The 17,269-nt window shown below is 64.7% G+C and carries 18 protein-coding genes and 1 pseudogene; 9 read left to right on the top strand and 10 right to left on the bottom strand.

Annotation, left to right across the window (positions count from 1 at the left end; genetic code table 11):
* The 3 genes and pseudogenes from B1C78_RS13600 to B1C78_RS13610 form a co-directional block, all read left to right on the top strand.
* A pseudogene (locus B1C78_RS13600) lies at positions 1–207 on the top strand (bifunctional 2-polyprenyl-6-hydroxyphenol methylase/3-demethylubiquinol 3-O-methyltransferase UbiG); the annotation flags it as partial.
* Positions 204–911, top strand: coding sequence for a phosphoglycolate phosphatase (gph, locus tag B1C78_RS13605; protein WP_077279720.1), 708 nt, complete (start codon positions 204–206; stop codon positions 909–911). The pseudogene B1C78_RS13600 and the gene gph, both read left to right, overlap by 4 nt.
* A 385-nt stretch (positions 912–1,296) precedes the next feature.
* Positions 1,297–2,553, top strand: coding sequence for a DNA recombination protein RmuC (locus B1C78_RS13610; protein WP_077279721.1), 1,257 nt, complete (start codon positions 1,297–1,299; stop codon positions 2,551–2,553).
* 389 nt (positions 2,554–2,942) lie between these two features.
* On the opposite strand, the gene B1C78_RS13615 is transcribed toward B1C78_RS13610, so the two are convergent.
* The 3 genes from B1C78_RS13615 to B1C78_RS13625 form a co-directional block, all read right to left on the bottom strand.
* A complete protein-coding gene (locus B1C78_RS13615; protein ID WP_077279753.1) occupies positions 2,943–3,455 on the bottom strand; it encodes a GNAT family N-acetyltransferase in 513 nt (170 codons plus the stop codon).
* 94 nt (positions 3,456–3,549) lie between these two features.
* Positions 3,550–4,134: an Lcl C-terminal domain-containing protein gene (locus tag B1C78_RS13620; protein ID WP_077279722.1), complete on the bottom strand. Its 585-nt coding sequence runs from the start codon at positions 4,132–4,134 to the stop codon at positions 3,550–3,552.
* Positions 4,131–4,907, bottom strand: a complete 777-nt coding sequence (locus B1C78_RS13625; protein WP_077279723.1) for a hypothetical protein — start codon at positions 4,905–4,907, stop codon at positions 4,131–4,133. Before B1C78_RS13625 ends, B1C78_RS13620 begins: the two co-directional genes overlap by 4 nt.
* 124 nt (positions 4,908–5,031) lie before the next feature.
* Between B1C78_RS13625 and hpnC the strand changes: the two genes are divergently transcribed.
* The 4 genes from hpnC to B1C78_RS13645 are packed head-to-tail and all read left to right on the top strand — an operon-like array spanning position 5,032 to position 8,887.
* Positions 5,032–5,931, top strand: a complete 900-nt coding sequence (gene hpnC, locus B1C78_RS13630) for a squalene synthase HpnC (protein ID WP_077279724.1) — start codon at positions 5,032–5,034, stop codon at positions 5,929–5,931.
* A complete protein-coding gene (hpnD, locus tag B1C78_RS13635; protein WP_077279725.1) occupies positions 5,928–6,791 on the top strand; it encodes a presqualene diphosphate synthase HpnD in 864 nt (287 codons plus the stop codon). Before hpnC ends, hpnD begins: the two co-directional genes overlap by 4 nt.
* Entirely contained in the window at positions 6,788–8,104 is a 1,317-nt protein-coding gene (gene hpnE / locus B1C78_RS13640) for a hydroxysqualene dehydroxylase HpnE (RefSeq protein ID WP_077279726.1), read from the top strand. Before hpnD ends, hpnE begins: the two co-directional genes overlap by 4 nt.
* A 21-nt stretch (positions 8,105–8,125) precedes the next feature.
* Positions 8,126–8,887 (top strand): SDR family NAD(P)-dependent oxidoreductase, encoded by a 762-nt coding sequence (locus tag B1C78_RS13645; protein ID WP_077279727.1) that lies wholly within the window; start codon positions 8,126–8,128, stop codon positions 8,885–8,887.
* A gap of 362 nt (positions 8,888–9,249) precedes the next feature.
* Here B1C78_RS13645 and B1C78_RS13650 read toward each other — a convergent pair whose 3' ends face one another.
* From B1C78_RS13650 to B1C78_RS13665, 4 genes are all read right to left on the bottom strand, one after another.
* Entirely contained in the window at positions 9,250–9,567 is a 318-nt protein-coding gene (locus B1C78_RS13650; RefSeq protein WP_077279728.1) for a putative signal transducing protein, read from the bottom strand.
* Positions 9,568–9,570: 3 nt separating this feature from the next.
* The gene (locus B1C78_RS13655) at positions 9,571–10,158 is read right to left on the bottom strand and encodes a hypothetical protein (protein WP_139349940.1); all 588 of its coding nucleotides are present in this window, start codon (positions 10,156–10,158) and stop codon (positions 9,571–9,573) included.
* Between the two features lie 161 nt (positions 10,159–10,319).
* On the bottom strand, positions 10,320–11,063 hold the full coding sequence (phbB, locus tag B1C78_RS13660) for an acetoacetyl-CoA reductase (RefSeq protein ID WP_077279730.1): 744 nt from the start codon (positions 11,061–11,063) through the stop codon (positions 10,320–10,322).
* A 33-nt stretch (positions 11,064–11,096) separates the two neighbouring features.
* Positions 11,097–11,471: a phasin family protein gene (locus tag B1C78_RS13665; RefSeq protein ID WP_245795432.1), complete on the bottom strand. Its 375-nt coding sequence runs from the start codon at positions 11,469–11,471 to the stop codon at positions 11,097–11,099.
* Positions 11,472–11,692: 221 nt separating this feature from the next.
* Between B1C78_RS13665 and B1C78_RS13670 the strand changes: the two genes are divergently transcribed.
* A complete protein-coding gene (locus B1C78_RS13670) occupies positions 11,693–13,138 on the top strand; it encodes a tetratricopeptide repeat protein (RefSeq protein WP_077279731.1) in 1,446 nt (481 codons plus the stop codon).
* A 9-nt stretch (positions 13,139–13,147) separates the two neighbouring features.
* Here the strand turns inward: B1C78_RS13670 and phaR are convergent, their stop codons facing one another.
* The 3 genes from phaR to B1C78_RS13685 form a co-directional block, all read right to left on the bottom strand.
* Complete coding sequence (gene phaR, locus B1C78_RS13675; RefSeq protein WP_077279732.1) at positions 13,148–13,660, bottom strand: polyhydroxyalkanoate synthesis repressor PhaR; 513 nt, start codon at positions 13,658–13,660, stop codon at positions 13,148–13,150.
* A 313-nt stretch (positions 13,661–13,973) separates the two neighbouring features.
* Positions 13,974–14,723: an acetoacetyl-CoA reductase gene (phbB, locus tag B1C78_RS13680; protein WP_077279733.1), complete on the bottom strand. Its 750-nt coding sequence runs from the start codon at positions 14,721–14,723 to the stop codon at positions 13,974–13,976.
* Between the two features lies 1 nt (position 14,724).
* Positions 14,725–15,909: an acetyl-CoA C-acetyltransferase gene (locus tag B1C78_RS13685; RefSeq protein WP_077279734.1), complete on the bottom strand. Its 1,185-nt coding sequence runs from the start codon at positions 15,907–15,909 to the stop codon at positions 14,725–14,727.
* A 228-nt stretch (positions 15,910–16,137) separates the two neighbouring features.
* On the opposite strand from B1C78_RS13685, the gene phaE reads away from it, so the two are divergent.
* Entirely contained in the window at positions 16,138–17,268 is a 1,131-nt protein-coding gene (phaE, locus tag B1C78_RS13690) for a class III poly(R)-hydroxyalkanoic acid synthase subunit PhaE (RefSeq protein WP_077279735.1), read from the top strand.
* Position 17,269 lies beyond the last annotated feature (1 nt).

Genomic DNA, 17,269 nt, shown 5'->3' on the forward strand with positions numbered 1-17,269 from the left:
GCCGAGTACGTACTCGGCCTGCTGCCCCGGGGTACCCACGAGTACGCGCGCTTCATCCGGCCCTCGGAACTCACCCGCTGGGCGCGCGCCGCGGGACTCGAGACACGACACCTGGCGGGGCTCGGGTACAACCCCGTCACGCACGAATACCGGCTCGACGATGACGTACAGGTCAACTATCTGATGCACACCACGAGGGACGCGTGAGGCCCGCACCGGACTTCCCCTTCCGGACGATACTGTTCGATCTGGACGGCACGCTCGCCGACACCGCGCCGGATCTCCACGCGGCACAGGTCCAGCTGTCCCGGGAGCAGGGGCTTGAGCCCCTGCCCTTCGAGCGGGTGCGCAATCATGTCTCCCACGGTTCCACCGCCCTGGTGCGGCTGGCCTTTCCGGATGCCGAGGGGGAACGCTTCGAGCAACTGCGCGCGCGTTTCCTGGAGATCTACGCGGAGAATCTGTTTCGCGACACGGTGTTGTTCCCCGGCATGGACACGCTGCTCGCCTGGCTCGAATCGCGCGGTCTCAACTGGGGCGTGGTCACCAACAAGCCGGCGTTTCTCACCGACCCGCTCATGGTCGCTCTGGGCCTTGCCGGCCGGGCGGCCTGCATCGTGAGCGGCGACACCATCGACGAACGCAAACCCCATCCCGCGCCCATGTGGCACGCCTGTGAACTGGCCGGATCGCGCCCGGCCGAGTGCCTCTACGTGGGTGACGCCGAACGCGACATCCAGGCCGGGCACGCCGCCGGCATGGCCACGCTCATTGCCCTGTACGGCTACATCGACGAGACCCAGCGCCCGGAGCAATGGGGCGCCGACGGCATGATCCGCGAACCCCGCGAGGTCGTCGACTGGATGCTCGGCACGCACGAGCCGGTGGCGAGGGTTGGCGAGGAAACCTGAAGTTCTGTCTTACCACGAAGCGCACGAAGGACACGAAGAAAGTAAAAAATGTTCTCTCGCAAAGACGCGAAGCACGCCAAGAGAGCCAATTCATAGGGCGGGCCATGCCCGCCGCCCTGGCATTGTTCAATGTCCGGTGGCGCCCATGGGGCGCCCTATGTAGGGCATTGGACCACGAAGGGCAGGAAGGGGAAAAAGACATTCTCTCGCAAAGAGCGCGAAGTACCCCAGGAATGGCCTTTTGCTGTTACTGATTTGGTTTTCTATGATTCAACGCTTTCCTTGGCGTGCTTCGCGTCTTCGCGAGAGACCATTTTTTCAGTTTCTTCGTGTCCGTCGTGAGCTTCGTGGTAAAACGGCCTTTTCATATAAATAGAGACACCAGTTGAACACGACGCTGATCATTGCCGTCATCATCGCCCTCATCGTCGGCGCCCTGCTCGGGTACGTTGTCGCGTACCTGCGCGCGCAGCAGCGCACGGCGGTGCTCGAATCGGAGCTGGCGGCGGAGAGACGCCGCGGCGAAGAGCGTACGGCGGCGTTCGAGGAATACCGCAAGCAGATGTCGGACAGTTTCTCGGCGCTGGCGGGCCAGGCGCTCAGACACAACAGCGAGGAATTCCTGCGCCTGGCCAAGGAGCATCTCAAGGCGGTGCAGGTACAGGCCAGTGCCGACCTGAACCAGAAGGAAAAGGCCATTGAGGGACTGGTCAAACCGATACGGGAGACACTGGAAAAGACCGAGGCCCAGATTCGCGCCATGGAGCAGGCCCGGGAAAAGGCGTTCGGTTCCCTGAGCCAGCACCTCCAGCTGATGGCCGAGGGGCAGCAGCGCCTGCAACTCGAGACCAACAACCTGGTGCGCGCGCTGTCACGCCCGACGGTACGCGGCCAATGGGGCGAGATGACTCTGCGGCGGCTTGCGGAACTGGCGGGCATGGTGGAGCACTGCGACTTTCAGGAGCAGACGCACCGGGTCACCGAAGACGGCGCCATGCGCCCGGACATGATCGTGCGCCTGCCCGACGCCCGGGAACTGGTGGTGGACGCCAAGACGCCCCTGGACGCCTACCTGGCCGCCGCGGACGCCCCGGACGACCAGCAGCGCGAACAGCATCTCAAGACTCACGCGCGCAAGGTGCGCGAGCGCATGCGTGAGCTTTCCAGCAAGGCCTACTGGACGCAGTTCAAGGAGTCACCGGATTTCGTCATCCTGTTCATCCCCGGCGACCAGTTCCTGTCAGCTGCCCTGGAACACGATCCTGCCCTGCTGGAGGATGCCCTCTCAAACCGCGTGATCCTGGCCACCCCGAGCAGCCTGGTGGCCTTGCTGCGCGCCGTAGCCTACGGCTGGCGTCAGCAGGCCGTGGCCGAGAATGCCGAGCGCATCCGTGAACTGGGCGAGGAACTCTACAAGCGACTGGCAACATTCACGGAACACCTGGCACGTCTCGGCAAGACGCTGGGCACCAGCGTGGACCACTACAACAAGGCGGTGGGTTCCCTTGAGCGCAACGTCATGCCCGGCGCCCGGCGTTTCCCGGAACTGGGCATCCAGGCCAGGAAGCAGATGGAAGAACCCACGCCCCTTGAACAGGCCCCCCGCATGCCCCTGGACACCGAGGAACCGCCGAAAGAGTGATTGAACCACGGAGCGCACGAAGGGCACGAAGAGACAAAAAAGACTTTCTCTCGCAAAGACGCGAAGCACGCCAAGGAAAGCGATTCATAGGGCGGGCCGTGCCCGCCACCCCGACACGATTCCGCGTCCGGCGGCGCCCATGGGGCGCCCTATGTTCATGATTGAACCACGAGGCTCACGAAGAGACAAAAGGCCTTCTCTCGCAAAGGCCGCAGAGTACGCCAAGGAGATCCTGAAGAAAGGGTATACCGCCGGACGTGGGATCGTGGCGGCACAGCGGACACGGGCAGCCCAACGAACTGTTCCAGGATTTTCTTGGCGTGCTTCGCGTCTTTGCGAGAGAACATGTTCTTGAATTTTCGTGGTTCAATCCAAACGAAATCAACGCCTCAATCGTTATCCTGGTGGCCCCGGCGGTTGATGCGCATCTGGACCACGACGCGGGAGCGGCCGTCGGGGGTGGCGTGTTCCTCGTGGCTGTAGGGCATGAAGCCCATTTCCGACAGCATCACGACGCCGTCCTCGTTGTCGCCCGGGATGCGGGCGCGCACTTCGCGAACCCGGTGGCCGCGGAAGGCCACGTCCAGCAGCCGGGACACCAGCATGCTGCCCACGCCGTGACCCCGGTACTCGGGATCCACCACCACGGGCCCCAGATAGCCCTGCCTGCCCTCTTCCACCTCGTAGAGGGCACCGAGCCCGACCACCCTACCCTTCACCTCCGCCACCGTCACGTCCTGGCGTGACCGCAGCAACTCGCGGATGGCCGTCGGGCTGGCGGGATCAGCCGCCTCCCAGAACACCGCGGCAGATTCGTCCGCAGTCCCGGTGAGTCTTGGCAGTGCCGCATAGTCGGCCTCCGCCAGGGACCGAAAGCTGATTTTCTTATGACGTTTCGCCATGAACGGCGTCAACCTCGTGAAGGCGGTGACGGGATCGTAGCCGCTCCAGGCTCCCGGAGCCACACGGTCATACCGCGGTCCCGCTGGCGGGCAGTCAGCGAAAGATGCATGCCTCGACGCCCTGGTCGCGGCTCATCACCGGACGCAGATAGAATCGGCCGCCCATGTTGCAGCGTGTGCGGCCGCTGCCGGCAAAGTCCACGAAGCAGTCGTACTGGGAATGTCCGCCGGCACGCACCCGCGTCCAGAACCATCCGTCGGGCGTGTCGGGGAAGGCCGTGCGATCCAGGGCCGGGCCGGCGCCCGAAGGCTGCAGCAGCGACCGCAGTTCGTGGAACTCGGGCAAACGCCACGGACAGGCGCGAGATGCCAGCGCTTCAACACGCCGGTTCGCTTCTGACCAGGTCAGGCGTTCGGCCTCACCCGAACACCGGTCGCCATCGGGCCGCTGCCCCAGACTGCAGCGCATCCAGACGAGGCCCTGCCGATGGTCCTCCACCAGGCCAGGGCCGGGCAACGTGAAACGATCGGCGCCATCCGCCTGGACCGCGGTACCCGTCAGCAAGCCCACAACAGCGACGCCGACAAGCAGTCTCGCCTGTGCCCACCTCCGCCCCGGGAACAGCCTGCGATCACCTTGACGCCACGGGCGCTCACTTGAGGAGGCACTGTCTTTCATGGACTCCGGTCCTCCGACCCCGATGACTCCTTGCGCGGTGCCGCCGCTTCCAGGCCCGATACCAGGGTTTCGGCGGTGTTCAGCAGGGCACCGACCTCACGCGTATCCGTGGGGCTCAGCGGGCGGACCACCGCCATGATCTGGCCGTGGGCCCGTATCGCCAGATCCTTCTCCCTGCGCAGGACGTCCAGCATGCCCGATTCCATCACCACCCTGAGGGCCTCGGCCTCATGACCGCTGCGTGTGCGGATTCGGATGCCGGGCACCGCCCTCGCGCCGATCGGCAGTTCCACGGATTCCAGACCATGCATGTGCTCGATCCGGTCGGCGAGGCGCCCCAGGGCCTTGGAGGGCGGATTCTCCGGTTCCACCATCAGGTAGGGGCTGTCGAGTATCTCGCTCTGTACCAGGGCCACGGTGCGTGTGGAACCAGCCGCCCGATCGCGCAATACGTAACGCCGCCAGCCGGACTGGCCGGCGAGCAGGTCGAACAGCCACGCACGCCGCCGCGCCTCCTGGCGATGGAGCGGGTGAAACACCGCTCCGGCACCGGACGACTCGATCACGCCCAGACGTTCCAGCTCGACCATCAGGAAGCTCTCCTTGCCCGACCACGGTTCGTAGCCCATGCGCCCGCCCGCGGTGCGCATGCGTCGGCCACGGGCACGCATGCGGCGCATGGCCAGCAGCGCCGGCACCACGGTGGCCAGGAAGACCACCATGAGCAGGAACAGATAGATCAGCGTGTCGCGATAGATCTCCAGATCGTCCATACCTCAGCTCCAGACGGGCACCGGCCGCACCGATGCCCTGTGATAGACTCGCCTCCCATGTCAGCCCGCAACGCGCCTCGTCATGCGCCCCTTGCCCCGCCCCCGGCCGGGTGACACCCCGCTTATGTCTGATCGTCCCGATCACCGTGTCCGCAGGGCCTATGCCCAGTGTACACGCCGGGCCCGGGCCCACTATGAGAACTTCCCGGTGGCATCGCTGTTGTTGCCGGCCCGCATGCGAGGCCCGGTAGCAGCCATCTACGTGTTTGCGCGCCGTGCCGACGACCTCGCCGACGAGGGCACGCTGACCCCGCAGCAACGCCTGGAAGCCCTTGATGCGCTGGACAGGAGGCTCGAGGCTGCGGCCGCGGGCGAACCCGATGACGATGACGGCTTCATCGCGCTGTCCCACGCCATCCGCGCGCACGGGCTGCCCGTCTCCCTGTTCCGGGACCTGCTCGATGCCTTCCGCCAGGACGTGACGGTCACACGTTATCAGGACTTCGGGCAGGTGATGCAATACTGCCGGCGCTCCGCCAACCCTGTGGGTCGGCTGCTGCTGCATCTTGCCGGGCACGCGGATGCACGCAAGACAGCCTGTTCCGATGCCATCTGCTCCGCACTGCAGCTGATCAACTTCTACCAGGATCTCTCGCAGGATTATCACGAGATGGGACGCATCTACCTGCCCCAGGACGAGATGGCCCGCTTCGGCGTGAGCGAGGCGCATATCGCCGAGGCCGTCACCGACCCGGCCATGCGCCGCCTGATGCACTTTCAGTACGACAGGGCCGACCGGCTGCTGCGCTCCGGTGCGCCGCTGGGTGCCGAACTCGGGGGGCGATTCGGGCTCGAGATCCGCATGATCACGGTTGCGGGGGCGCGCGTATTGTGGCATTTGAAACGGCGCGAGGCCGACGTGTTCTCGCGTCCGCGCCTGCGGTGGACCGATTACGCAGTCATCCTCAGGAACGCCCTCCTGCCGCGGAGGACCGCCGCCATGGCCAAAGGGTCGCTGTCATGACGCCGGAACAGTACTGCCAGGACAAGGCTGCGCGCAGCGGTTCCAGCTTCTACTACAGTTTCCGGTTCCTGCCGGAGGAACAGCGCCGGGCGATTACGGCACTCTACGCCTTCTGCCGGGAGGTGGATGACGTGGTGGACGAGTGCCGGGAGCCGGACATTGCGCGCCGCAAGCTGGACTGGTGGCGCGAGGAAGTGGCGCGCCTGTTTGCGGGCCACCCCGGCCATCCGGTGACCCGTGCCCTGCAACCGGCCATCGAGCGCTACAATCTACCCGAGGAGCACTTCCGGGAGATCATCGACGGCATGCAGATGGACCTGGATTATGACGCCTACCCCACGTTCACCGAACTCTCCCTGTACTGTCATCGCGTGGCGTCCGTGGTGGGTCTGATGGCGGCCGAGATCTTCGGCTACGAGGACCGGCAGACCACCCGCTACGCCCACGACCTGGGGATGGCCTTCCAGCTCACGAATATCCTGCGCGACGTTCACGAGGACGCCTTGCGCGGCCGCGTGTACATCCCGCTGGACGAGTTGCGGCGGTTCGGTGTGGAGCCCAAGGAACTCACCCTGCCCCAGGCATCGGACCGGCTCCGCGCACTGTTCGAGTTCCAGGGACGTCGCGCACGGGACTACTACGACCGGGCCTTCGAACGGCTCCCCGAATCGGACCGTTATGCCCAGCGAAGCGGCATCATCATGGCAACCATCTACCGCACGCTGCTGGACGAGATCGAGCGCGATGGCTACCGGGTGCTGGAGCGGCGCATCCGGCTCACACCGCTGCGCAAGCTGTGGATCGCCTGGCGCACGGCGCGGAAGGAGAAGCGGCGTCATCGCCGCCGGCAACTCGCATGAGACCCGTGGACACGATTGTCGTGGGCGCCGGGTGGTCGGGTCTGGCCGCGGCGGTGGAACTGGCCGCCGCCGGCCGGGAAGTCACCGTGCTGGAAGCCGCGCAGCAGCCCGGCGGACGGGCCCGCAGTGTCGCCCTGGGAGACCATGTCCTGGACAACGGTCAACACGTCCTGCTTGGGGCCTACGAACACATTCTGGCCCTGCTGCACAGACTCGAGGTCGCCGAAAGCGAAGTGCTCCTGCGCCTGCCTCTGGATCTGACCATGCGTGCGCCGGAAAGGCGCGGCCTTGCGCTTTCTCCCCTGTACCTGCCCGCGCCGCTGCACCTGCTCGCCGGATTGCTCACCGCACGCGGGGCCGGTCTGTTCGAGACGCTGCGCGCCCTTCCCGGCATCCGGCGCATGATCCGGGAGACAGATACAGAGGACATCACCGTTGCCACGCTGCTGCAGCGTTGCAACCAGCCCGAGAGCCTGCGACGTGGCCTGTGGTCACCCCTGTGCCTGGCCGCCCTGAATACGCCGGTGCACGAGGCCTCGGCCAGGCTCTTCACGGAGGTGCTGAAGGAGGCCTTCACCGGTCATCGCAGCCACTGCGATCTGCTGTTGCCTCGGGTGGACCTTGATCGCGTCCTGGCACAACCGGCGCAGCGTTACCTGGAGGACCGGGGCGGACGCCTGCTCACCGGCCGGCGGGTGACCGGCGTGGAACCGCTTGAGTGGGGTCTGCGCGTTCGGATGCGGGATCTCGACCTCGAGGCCGGCAACGTGATCCTGGCCACACCGCCCAACGTGAGCGCCGCGCTGCTGACCCCGCTGCCCGACATGCGCGGCGTGGTGCGGGGCCTGGAGCAACTGGGTCAGGAACCCATCTGCACCATCTACCTGCAGTATCCCCCCGAGGTGCATCTGCCCATGCCCATGGTGGGTGTGCTGGACCTTACCGCACAATGGGTCTTCGATCGCCGGCACACGGGGCAAGCGGGCGTCATGGCCGTGGTGGTATCGGGTCCGGGCGCCCACATGGACCTGGACAACGACGCGCTGGCCAGGCAGGTGACTGCCGAACTGGCGCTCCTGTTTCCCGACTGGCCGGCCCCGCAGGCGCACTGGGTGGTGCGCGAGAAACGCGCCACGTTCCGCGCCGCCGCCGGGTGCGAAGCGCTCCGGCCCGCCATGCGCACACCGATCCGCGGGCTCTGGCTCGCCGGTGATCATGTGCGCAACGGTCTGCCGGCCACCCTCGAAGGGGCCGTGCTGAATGGCATACAATGCGCCCGCGCCATCATCCGTGAAACCGCGCCGGACGCCTGACATCCCTGTACGCTCCTACTCATGACACCCGAACAACTCCTCGCCTACCAGCCACCGCCCGACCTGCTGGCGGAACGCGTCATCCTCATCACCGGTGCCGGTGCCGGCGTCGGACGCGCCCTGTCTCTGGCTTGCGCACGCCTGGGTGCCACGGTGATTCTCCTGGACAAGGAGATCAAGGCCCTGGAAGCGGTCTATGACGAGATCGAGCAGTCGGGCGCACCACAGCCGGGTATCTATCCCATGAACCTGGAAGGCGCCACCGCCAAGGATCACGAGGATCTGGCAGACAACCTCGCGTCGCAAATGGGGCGGCTGGACGGCTTGGTGCACAACGCCGGATGGGTCGGCAGTCTGACACCGTTCAAATATTACGACGTGGAACTCTGGTCACGGGTGATCACCACGAACCTCCACGCACCCTTTCTGCTCACGCGGGCGGTGCTCCCCCTGCTGGAGGCCGCACCCGACCCTGCCATAGTGTTCTCCGCCCATGACAGCGCGCGCGCCTACTGGGGCGCCTTCGGCGTCGCCAAGGGCGGCCAGGAGGCGATGCTGAAGATCCTCTCGGAGGAATACGCCGGCGAGCGCTTCATACGCGTCAACGGAGTGGACACCGGCCCGCTGAGAACCCGGATGCGTACCCAGAACTACCCCGGCGAGAACCCCAACAAGCACCCGACACCCGAGGCCGTGCTCGCCCCCTACCTCTACTTCCTCGGTCCCGACGCCGGCCGCACCACCGGCGAGATCATCCGCCTCGAAGGCAAGGTGGTTGCCTGAACTGCGCGTTTGCCACGAGAAAGGCATGTTCTCTCGCGAAGGCGCGAAGCTCGCAAAGAAAACCTCTTAGGGTATTTAACGGTCTTGGATTGCCGGGCCGTGCCTGCCGATGCGACGAGGTTCTGCGTCCTGCCAGTGGTGGGCAAAACGCCCCTTTACCACGAAGCACACGAAGGTCACGAAGAAAAAGACTTTCTCTCGCAAAGGACGCAGAGCACGCCAAGAAGGGCTTGTATGGTGAGACGCCGCCGGACGCGGAATCATGTCGGCACGGCGGGCACGGCCCGCCCTATGAATCGGTTTCCTTCGCGGGCTTCGCGCCTTCGCGAGAGGACATGTTTTTTCTTCGTGCCCTTCGTGGTTCAACCCGTATTCCGCTCGCGTCCGCAATTCCAGCACTGCGTAAACGCCGCTTCCAGGTGCTCGCCGCAGCCGGGGCAGGTCCAGCCGGTGGCATCCTCGGGGCCGACGGCGGTGACCGCCTCGATGATCTCCCGCGCCCGGGATTCGTCGTCGTCCTCCATGACCCATACCTCGGGCCAGCATTCCGTGGGCGGCAACTCTCCTGCCGCACCCGTCAGCAGGCCATGTCGCACGATGGCGCGAATGCCCTCGTTTTCAAGCACGCCCTGGATGAAACCGGCCGCAGCCACATCGCTGGCTGAGAAGACCCGCTTCATGGATTAACCCGAGCTCCGGGTGGCGCTCTGGAAGTACTCCAGGGCCTTCCGGACGGCGAACAACGGGGCCTCCTCGAGGCTTTCCGGATCGCCGGCAGGGCCCACGTCGGCGTAGTACTTGCGAAACGCCAGGATGTGAATCGGCAGTTCCCTGGCAAACAGGTCATTGCCCTCAATGAAATACTGACCCAACGCCAGCACCAGGCGGGCCCGCATGGCAGGCGGTAAATCCGTGGCCTCCGTCTCCAGACGAACCTGCGGCAATTCACCCGTTGCCGCGTCCACCGTCAACCGGACCCGCTCCGCTGGCCCCGTCACCTCGCCGAGTCTCAGTGTCTCATCCAGGTTCAGATGCCCCTTGGTGCGGACATGATCGAATGGTTGGTAGATCTTGCTGGACATGTTCACCGCCCAAAGCTCCAGCTGCTCGCGAAGCGCCGACGCCTCTTGAGCCTCGCCCAGTTCGTGCATGATCCGGGCATAGAGCAGGTCCCAGACCCAGATCTGGCCATACTCCGGCAACTCGCCCTGCGGGCTGACCATGACAGGCGAGGACGCGTCGGTAGAAAGCTGTATTTCAAAGCCAGTCAAAGGCCCTCCACCCATAGTGTTAAAAGGCAGATTGCACAACCTTGCCCCTCAGTATACCAAGTGGGGTTCAGTCAGCTGAGTGCTGATCGCTGAGTGCTGAGTGCTGACCAACAAAAAAAAAGGGCCCCTGGCGGGGCCCCAATGGGGGGGAGGTATTTCGTTCAGGACATATACAGACCGCCGTTCACCGGGATGTTGGCTCCAGTGATGTAATCGGCCTTGCTGCTGCTCAGAAAACCCACCACGTGTGCGATTTCCTCGGGCGTCCCCATGCGCCTCATGGGCACCTGGGCGACGATCGCCTCCCGGACTTCATCGGGCATGGCAAGCGTCATGGCGGTGGCGACATAACCCGGGGAGACGGAATTGACCGTCACGCCCTTGGTGGCGGCCTCCTGGGCCAGGGACATGGTGAAGCCGTGGATGCCGGCCTTGGCGGAGGCGTAGTTGCACTGGCCAAACTGACCCTTCTGGCCGTTGACCGAGGAGATGTTGATCACGCGGCCGAAACCACGCTCCAACATGCCCTCGATCACGTGCCGGGTGACGTTGAACACGCTGTCCAGGTTGGTGGACATGACTTCCCGCCACTGCTCCTCGGACATCTTGCGCAGGGTCTTGTCCCGCGTGATGCCCGCACAGTTGACCAGGATGTCCACCGGCCCGATGCGCTTCTCGACGTCCTCGATCATCGCCCGGGCGCCCTCGAATGAGGACACGTCACCGGGCGCGATCTCGACCTCGATACCGTCGGCCAGCTGTTCCTGCTGCCAGGCCTTGGCCTGTGACTCCAGCTCCGGCAGGTAGTTGGCGACCACCAGGCAGCCGCGGCCGGTCAACTCCCGGCAGATGGCTGTTCCGATGCCGCCGGTCCCGCCGGTCACCAGGGCTACACGTCTCGACATGGCTCCGCCTCCTTCCGGCTTTCCCGCAGCCTTTCAGGCGGCACGCTTGGCGGTGGCGGAAGCAGCCTGCTTGACGTTCTCGCCGGCGCTCTTGACGGCCTCGTCCACCAGCTTGCTGGCGGAATCACGGGCCTCGCTGAGCACTTCGGAGCCGCTCTTGCAGCTGGTCAGCACCTTCTGGCCATACTCGCGGGCCAGCTCGGCCTGACCGGACACCACTTCCTGGTAGCCCTTGGCCTTGGCCATCAGCTCCAGGTTCTTCACGCCGGTTTCCACCCAGGCGTCCACCAGCTCCATCTGCTGGCTCATCAGCTTCTCCAGGGCGGCCTGGTTGATCTCGGCCAGACGGCGGGAGGTCTCAAAGGCGCTCTCGCCCATCTTGTTCATCATTTCAAACATGTCTTTCATGGTTTTACCCTCCGGGGTAGCGTTTCGGGATTTCGGCAATTGCTGCATCGCAGCAATGTTGCATTGCACAATATAGGCTCCGGGGATCGGAAGTCAAGGGCTCCGATGAAATTTTCCTCCAGCCGTCTATCGATCCGGACCTGACCCCGATGGGGCACCGACCGGAATAATGGGCAACCCTGGGGCGTTTCACCCAATGAACCCCTGGAAAGGCCACCGAAATGCCCCTCTTCCCGCCCCGCATGAGCCAGGAACGCAGGATTCCCCGCCTTCCCTGGTTTGTCCTCTTGTTGCCGGCCTTCCTGTTCTCGGCCGCCTCCGGGGTCTCCGCCCAGGAGCCGGAACCCCAGAGCATGCGCGCCGACCCGGACCACGTGCGTATCTGGAACGGCTTCGTGGACGATGCCTACCAGCTTCACCTGCAACAGCTTCGGGACCATCCCGTGCGCACCGAGAGCCGACTCGGCGGCTACGCACCCGGCACATCCGCGGGCCCGGAGTTTTACCGCGAGGTGTCCTATTACGACGAGGCATCCGATCGATTGCTGAGCCGGATTCGCTGGGAGAACGGCGAAATCCACTCCATACATGGCATCCAGGTGTTCCTTCACCACGACGACGGCCGGGTCGCGGTGGAGTACACGGCCACGTACTTGCCGGAGTTTCGCAATGCGCCCATACAGACCATCGTGAATCTCCATCACCGCACGGGGGATCTGCGCGCCTTCCGACAGTTCGATGCCTCAGGAAGCAGACTGTATGAGCAGTGCCGGGGCACCCACGAGGGCGAATCTGTCTGGGTAGAGGCGGAGTTCTTCCCCGTTCCCGATGAACTGCGGGACACCGATCTGTACCAGCGCTGCTTCGCAAATCTCGACGAATCCCCGGGGAACCGCCTTGATCCCCTGCACGCCAGCAACAGGGTGCGTCAGTGGCCTGCCTACGTCCCCGCCTCCCGCGCAGAACTGGACCGACTGATCGAGCAGTACGACCGCCAGATTCCCGTCACGCCGTTGCGCGGCGATCTGTGGGTAAAGCGCGGTGATGCCTATTTCCTGCGCGGCGACTTCGATCGGGCCATCGCCGACTACGAGGCCGCACTCGACATCGACGAGGCCCTTGACGGGGCGTGGTTCGGACGCGGTATGGCGCTGGCTCGCAAGGGGAAAATCCGAGAGGGCATCGAGGATATGAACGTCTACCTGGAACGCAATCCCGAGTGCTCGCTGGGCTATACCAAACGCGGGATTCGTTACCTGTGGCTCGGAAAGCCCGAGCGCGCAGAGGCGGATTTCCGCGAGGCGCTGCGTATCGACCCCAACAACGCCGAGGCGCACAGCGACCTGGGCGTCGTGCTGGCGCAGAGACAGGATTACGAGGCGGCCGTCGAGCACATGGAAGCCGCCGTGCGCAACGACCCGACCTACCAGAAGGCGTACCACAATCTGGCCATGGTGCATTACCTGCAGGACCGGCCGGACAAGGCGATGGAAGCCGTGGATTCAGCGCTGGAGATCGCCCCCTACGCGCGCGATTCCCTCATGCTCAAGGGGGAGATCCTGAAAGCGGTGGGTGAAGACGATGCCGCCCGGGAACTCCAGGAGGCCGCCAGCACCCTGCCCCGGCGCGACTGGTCGGAGCGTGTGCCGCTGACGACACAACCCTGAAGGAATCCGTCAGCCCTTGTTCTCCGGGTCGTCCTTGGGATCCTTGTCGGATGAACCGCCCTTGGTGCCGGGCATGGGGAAGCCGGCGGCCTTGAAGAACTCGCTCTGCATGTCCTGCCAGAATTTGAGATTGCGGCGGGTCATCTCCCCCACATCCCACACGTCCTTGGTGCCCATGGCCTCATGCATCTGCCGCGCGAAGCGCTGCTGCTGCTCCGAGAAAAACCGCAGGCTCTGATCCAGGTAGCCGGAGAAGGCATCGTGCACCGCCTCGTCATAGAAGCGGATGAAGCGCGTCAGCATCTCCGTGGTGAACAGGGGATCACCGCCGGTCTCCTGATCGGTGATGATCTGGATCAGGATGCTTCTGGTGATGTCCTCACTGGTCTGACTGTCCAGCACCTTGATGTCGGTTCCCGAACGCACCAGCTTCTGCACGTCACTGAGCGTGACGTAGCGGCTTTCCTCGGTGTCGTACAGCCGACGATTCGGATACTTCTTGATGATGCGCGGTTCGTTCACCCTCACTGCTCCCTCAGACCTTCGGTGCCCCGGTTTCAATCGCGACGGCACGCTGGAAAGACATTTCTACCACGAAGCGCACGAAGAACACGAAGAAAAAAAGAAATGTTCTCTCGCAAAGGCGCGAAGCACGCAAAGAAAACCGTAATCATAGGGCGGGCCATGCCCGCCGATTCAGCCATCGGTTAATGTCCGATGGCGCGCCGAGAGCGCATTGCAAACACGCTCATTCCTTGGCGTGCTTTGCGCTCATTGCGAGACACCAATTTGACTTTTCTTCGTGCCCTTCGTGTGCTTCGTGGTGAACAATCATTTAGTGCATGTGCTGGCCGCCGTTGGCGGCCAGGTTGGCGCCGGTGATGAAGCCGGCGTGTTCCGAGGCCAGAAAGGCTACCACATGGGCGATCTCTTCGGGACGCCCGAGGCGCCCGACCGGAATCTGCGCGATGATCTTCTCACGCACATCCTCAGGCACCGCCATCACCATGTCGGTGGCGATGTAACCGGGAGAGACGGTATTCACCGTCACCCCCTTGCGGGCCACTTCCTGGGCCGCGGACATGGTGAAACCATGAATGCCCGCCTTGGCAGAGGCGTAGTTGGCCTGGCCGAACTGCCCCTTCTGGCCGTTGATGGACGAGATGTTGATCACCCGGCCCCAGCCTCGCTGCGCCATGTCCGCGAGCAGGGGCTGGGTCATGTTGAACACGCTGTCCAGGTTGGCGTTGATCACCTCGCGCCAATGCTGGGGCGTCATCTTCTTGAGGGTGGTGTCTCGGGTGATGCCGGCGTTGTTCACCAGGACATCCACGGGGCCCAGATCCTCGGCGACCTGGTTGATGAGCTTCACGCAGGCATCGTAATCGCCCACGTCGCAGGCGTAGATGGCCATGTCATAGCCCTGCTCCTTCAACTCCGCCTGCCAGGTCCTGGCCTTTTCCTCGTTGCGATAGGTCGTGGCCACGCGCGCGCCAAGGTCGGCGAGACGCGTGCAGATGGCCGTGCCGATGCCGCCCGTGCCGCCGGTGACCAGGGCAACCCGTCCTCTCAGTTCTCCGCTCATGTCACACCCCCTCCACGGCCAGCGCCACGCCCTGTCCGCCACCGATGCACAGGGTGGCAAGGCCCTTGCGCGCCCCGGTGCGCTTCATGCCGTGAAGGAGCGTGACGAGCACGCGCGCGCCGGAGGCACCGATGGGATGTCCAAGGGCGATGGCGCCACCGCTGACGTTCACCTTGGAAAGGTCCCAGCCCATGGAACGGTTCACGGCGATGGCCTGTGCGGCGAACGCCTCGTTGGCTTCCACGAGATCCAGATCCGAGGGCTTCCATCCCGCTATCTCCAGGCAGCGGGTGGCCGCCGGGATCGGCCCGGTCCCCATGAGCGCCGGATCAACGCCCGCCGCCGAGAAGGAAACAATACGCGCCAGGGGCTTCAGGCCCAGGTCCCGGGCACGCGCCTCGCTCATCACGATGACGCCGGCGGCACCGTCGTTGATGCCGGAGGCGTTGCCGGCGGTCACGGTGCCCTCCTTGCTGAAGGCCGGGCGCAGCTTTGCGAGCCCTTCTGCCGTGGTGCCGTGACGCGGGAACTCGTCGGTGTCGAACACGATGGGATCGCCCTTTCGCTGAGGGATTTCGATGGGCACGATCTCGTCGGCAAAGACGCCGGATTTCTGGGCCTTCTCGGCGCGCTGCTGGGATTCCGCGGCAAAGGCGTCCTGGTCTTCCCGGCTGATCTTGAACTCCCCGGCCACGTTCTCGGCGGTGTTGCCCATGTGGTACTGGTTGAAGGCGCACCACAGACCGTCGACGATCATGGAATCCACCAGTTCCCACGGGCCCATCTTCTTCCCGGTGCGGGAGGCGGGCAGCACGTGCGGCGCCAGGCTCATGTTTTCCTGGCCGCCGGCGATGACCGCCTCGGCGTCGCCACAGCGAATGGCCTGCCACGCAAGCTGGACCGCCTTGAGGCCGCTGCCGCAGACCTTGTTGATGGTCATGGCAGGCACCGACACCGGCAGGCCGGCGGCCATGGCCGCCTGGCGGGCGCCATTCTGGCCAATCCCCGCTTGCAGCACCTGACCGAGAATCACCTCGCCGATGTCATCCGGCGACACGCCGGATCTTTCCATCAGGGCCTTGATCACCCTGGCACCCAGCTCGGTGGCGGGTATGCCCGACAGTGCGCCGTTGAAGGAACCGATGGGGGTTCTGACTGCCTCCACGATCACGGTGGAATCACTCATTGGATCTCTCTCCTCGTCAGGATTTCAGGTAAACGGACTGGCCGGATTCGATACTGGAACCATGCAGGACCGACTCCCCTGTCTATAACAGATGGACTCGCGCTCTGCCGGTTCCCTTTGCCGGTCACGGGAAATTGTTGCACTGCACCATTTTTATGTTAGGCTACTTTCCATTGACAGTACACACTTTCTCCGGGGCGGCGCCCCGGACAGGCAGGAGCACCCCTTATGAGCGATTCAAATCCCTTCAATCCGGACGCCTGGATGGAGGCCCAGCGCAAGTACTGGGACGCGTGGCTCGACCTGTCGCGCACCTCCATGGAAGCAGCCCAGGCCGCTGACCCCGCCCGAACCGAACTTCCCAACCCCTGGGCGGGCGCCCTGGATCAGTGGTGGAAATCGGTCTCGCCGGCCGCGCCTCCGGATGCCCGGGATTTCTACAACCGCATGATGGATCTCGGCCGCGGCTACTTCACCATGGCCGAGGGGCTGATGCGCCAGAACGGCGGCAAGTCGGGTACCGATGCGCTCAAGAGCTGGCTGGACCAGTGTTCCGATGCCCTGCGCAAGGTGGGCATGGGCGCAGGACAGGCCGATGACCGGACCCGGGATTTCATGGCCTTCTGGCAGCTGCCCATGGACACCTGGCAGCGGGTGGCCTCGTCGTTCATGCCGCTTCCGGGCGACATGCTGAAGGCGCTGCGGCCGGAGGGCGCCGCAGCCTTCGGACCCGGCGAACACCTGGAGCATTTCCTGTCGCTGCCCGGTGTGGGATATACACGCGAATCCCAGGAGCAGTACCAGTCCCTCGCCCGCCGGGTCCTGGAGTACCAGCGCGCCTACCAGGCCTATGAGGCCGGACTGGCCAAGGTGGCCCTGGATTCCGTGGAGCGCTTCCGTGCCCGGCTGGACGATGCGGCCCGCCGGGAGAAGCCCATCACGACCATGCGAGAGCTGTTCAATGAGTGGGTGGACGTGTGCGAGGAGGTCTACGGCGAGTATTCGGTCTCCGATGAATACGCACGCACCTACGGCGAACTGGTCAACGCCCTGATGGCGGTGAAGAAGGAAGGATCCAGGCTCGTGGACGAGGTGCTGGAGGGACTCAACATGCCGACCCGGCGCGAGATCAGCACCCTACACCAGCGTTTCCAGGAAAGCCGCCGGGAGATTCGCAGTCTGCGCCGGGAGCTCGACGCGCTGAAGGGCGACAACGGCGCCGCTGCCGAAGAGAGCCCGAAACCTGCGAAGACCGCGGCACCCAAGAGCGCGCCCAAGCGCAAGGCCGCTGCGCCCGCGAAAAAGTCCGGCGGCAGCAAGGCCGAGGCGAGCGGGAAGTCCACGAACAAGAGGAGTTGAG

The sequence above is a fragment of the Thioalkalivibrio denitrificans genome (assembly GCF_002000365.1).
GTDB lineage: Bacteria > Pseudomonadota > Gammaproteobacteria > Ectothiorhodospirales > Ectothiorhodospiraceae > Thioalkalivibrio_A > Thioalkalivibrio_A denitrificans.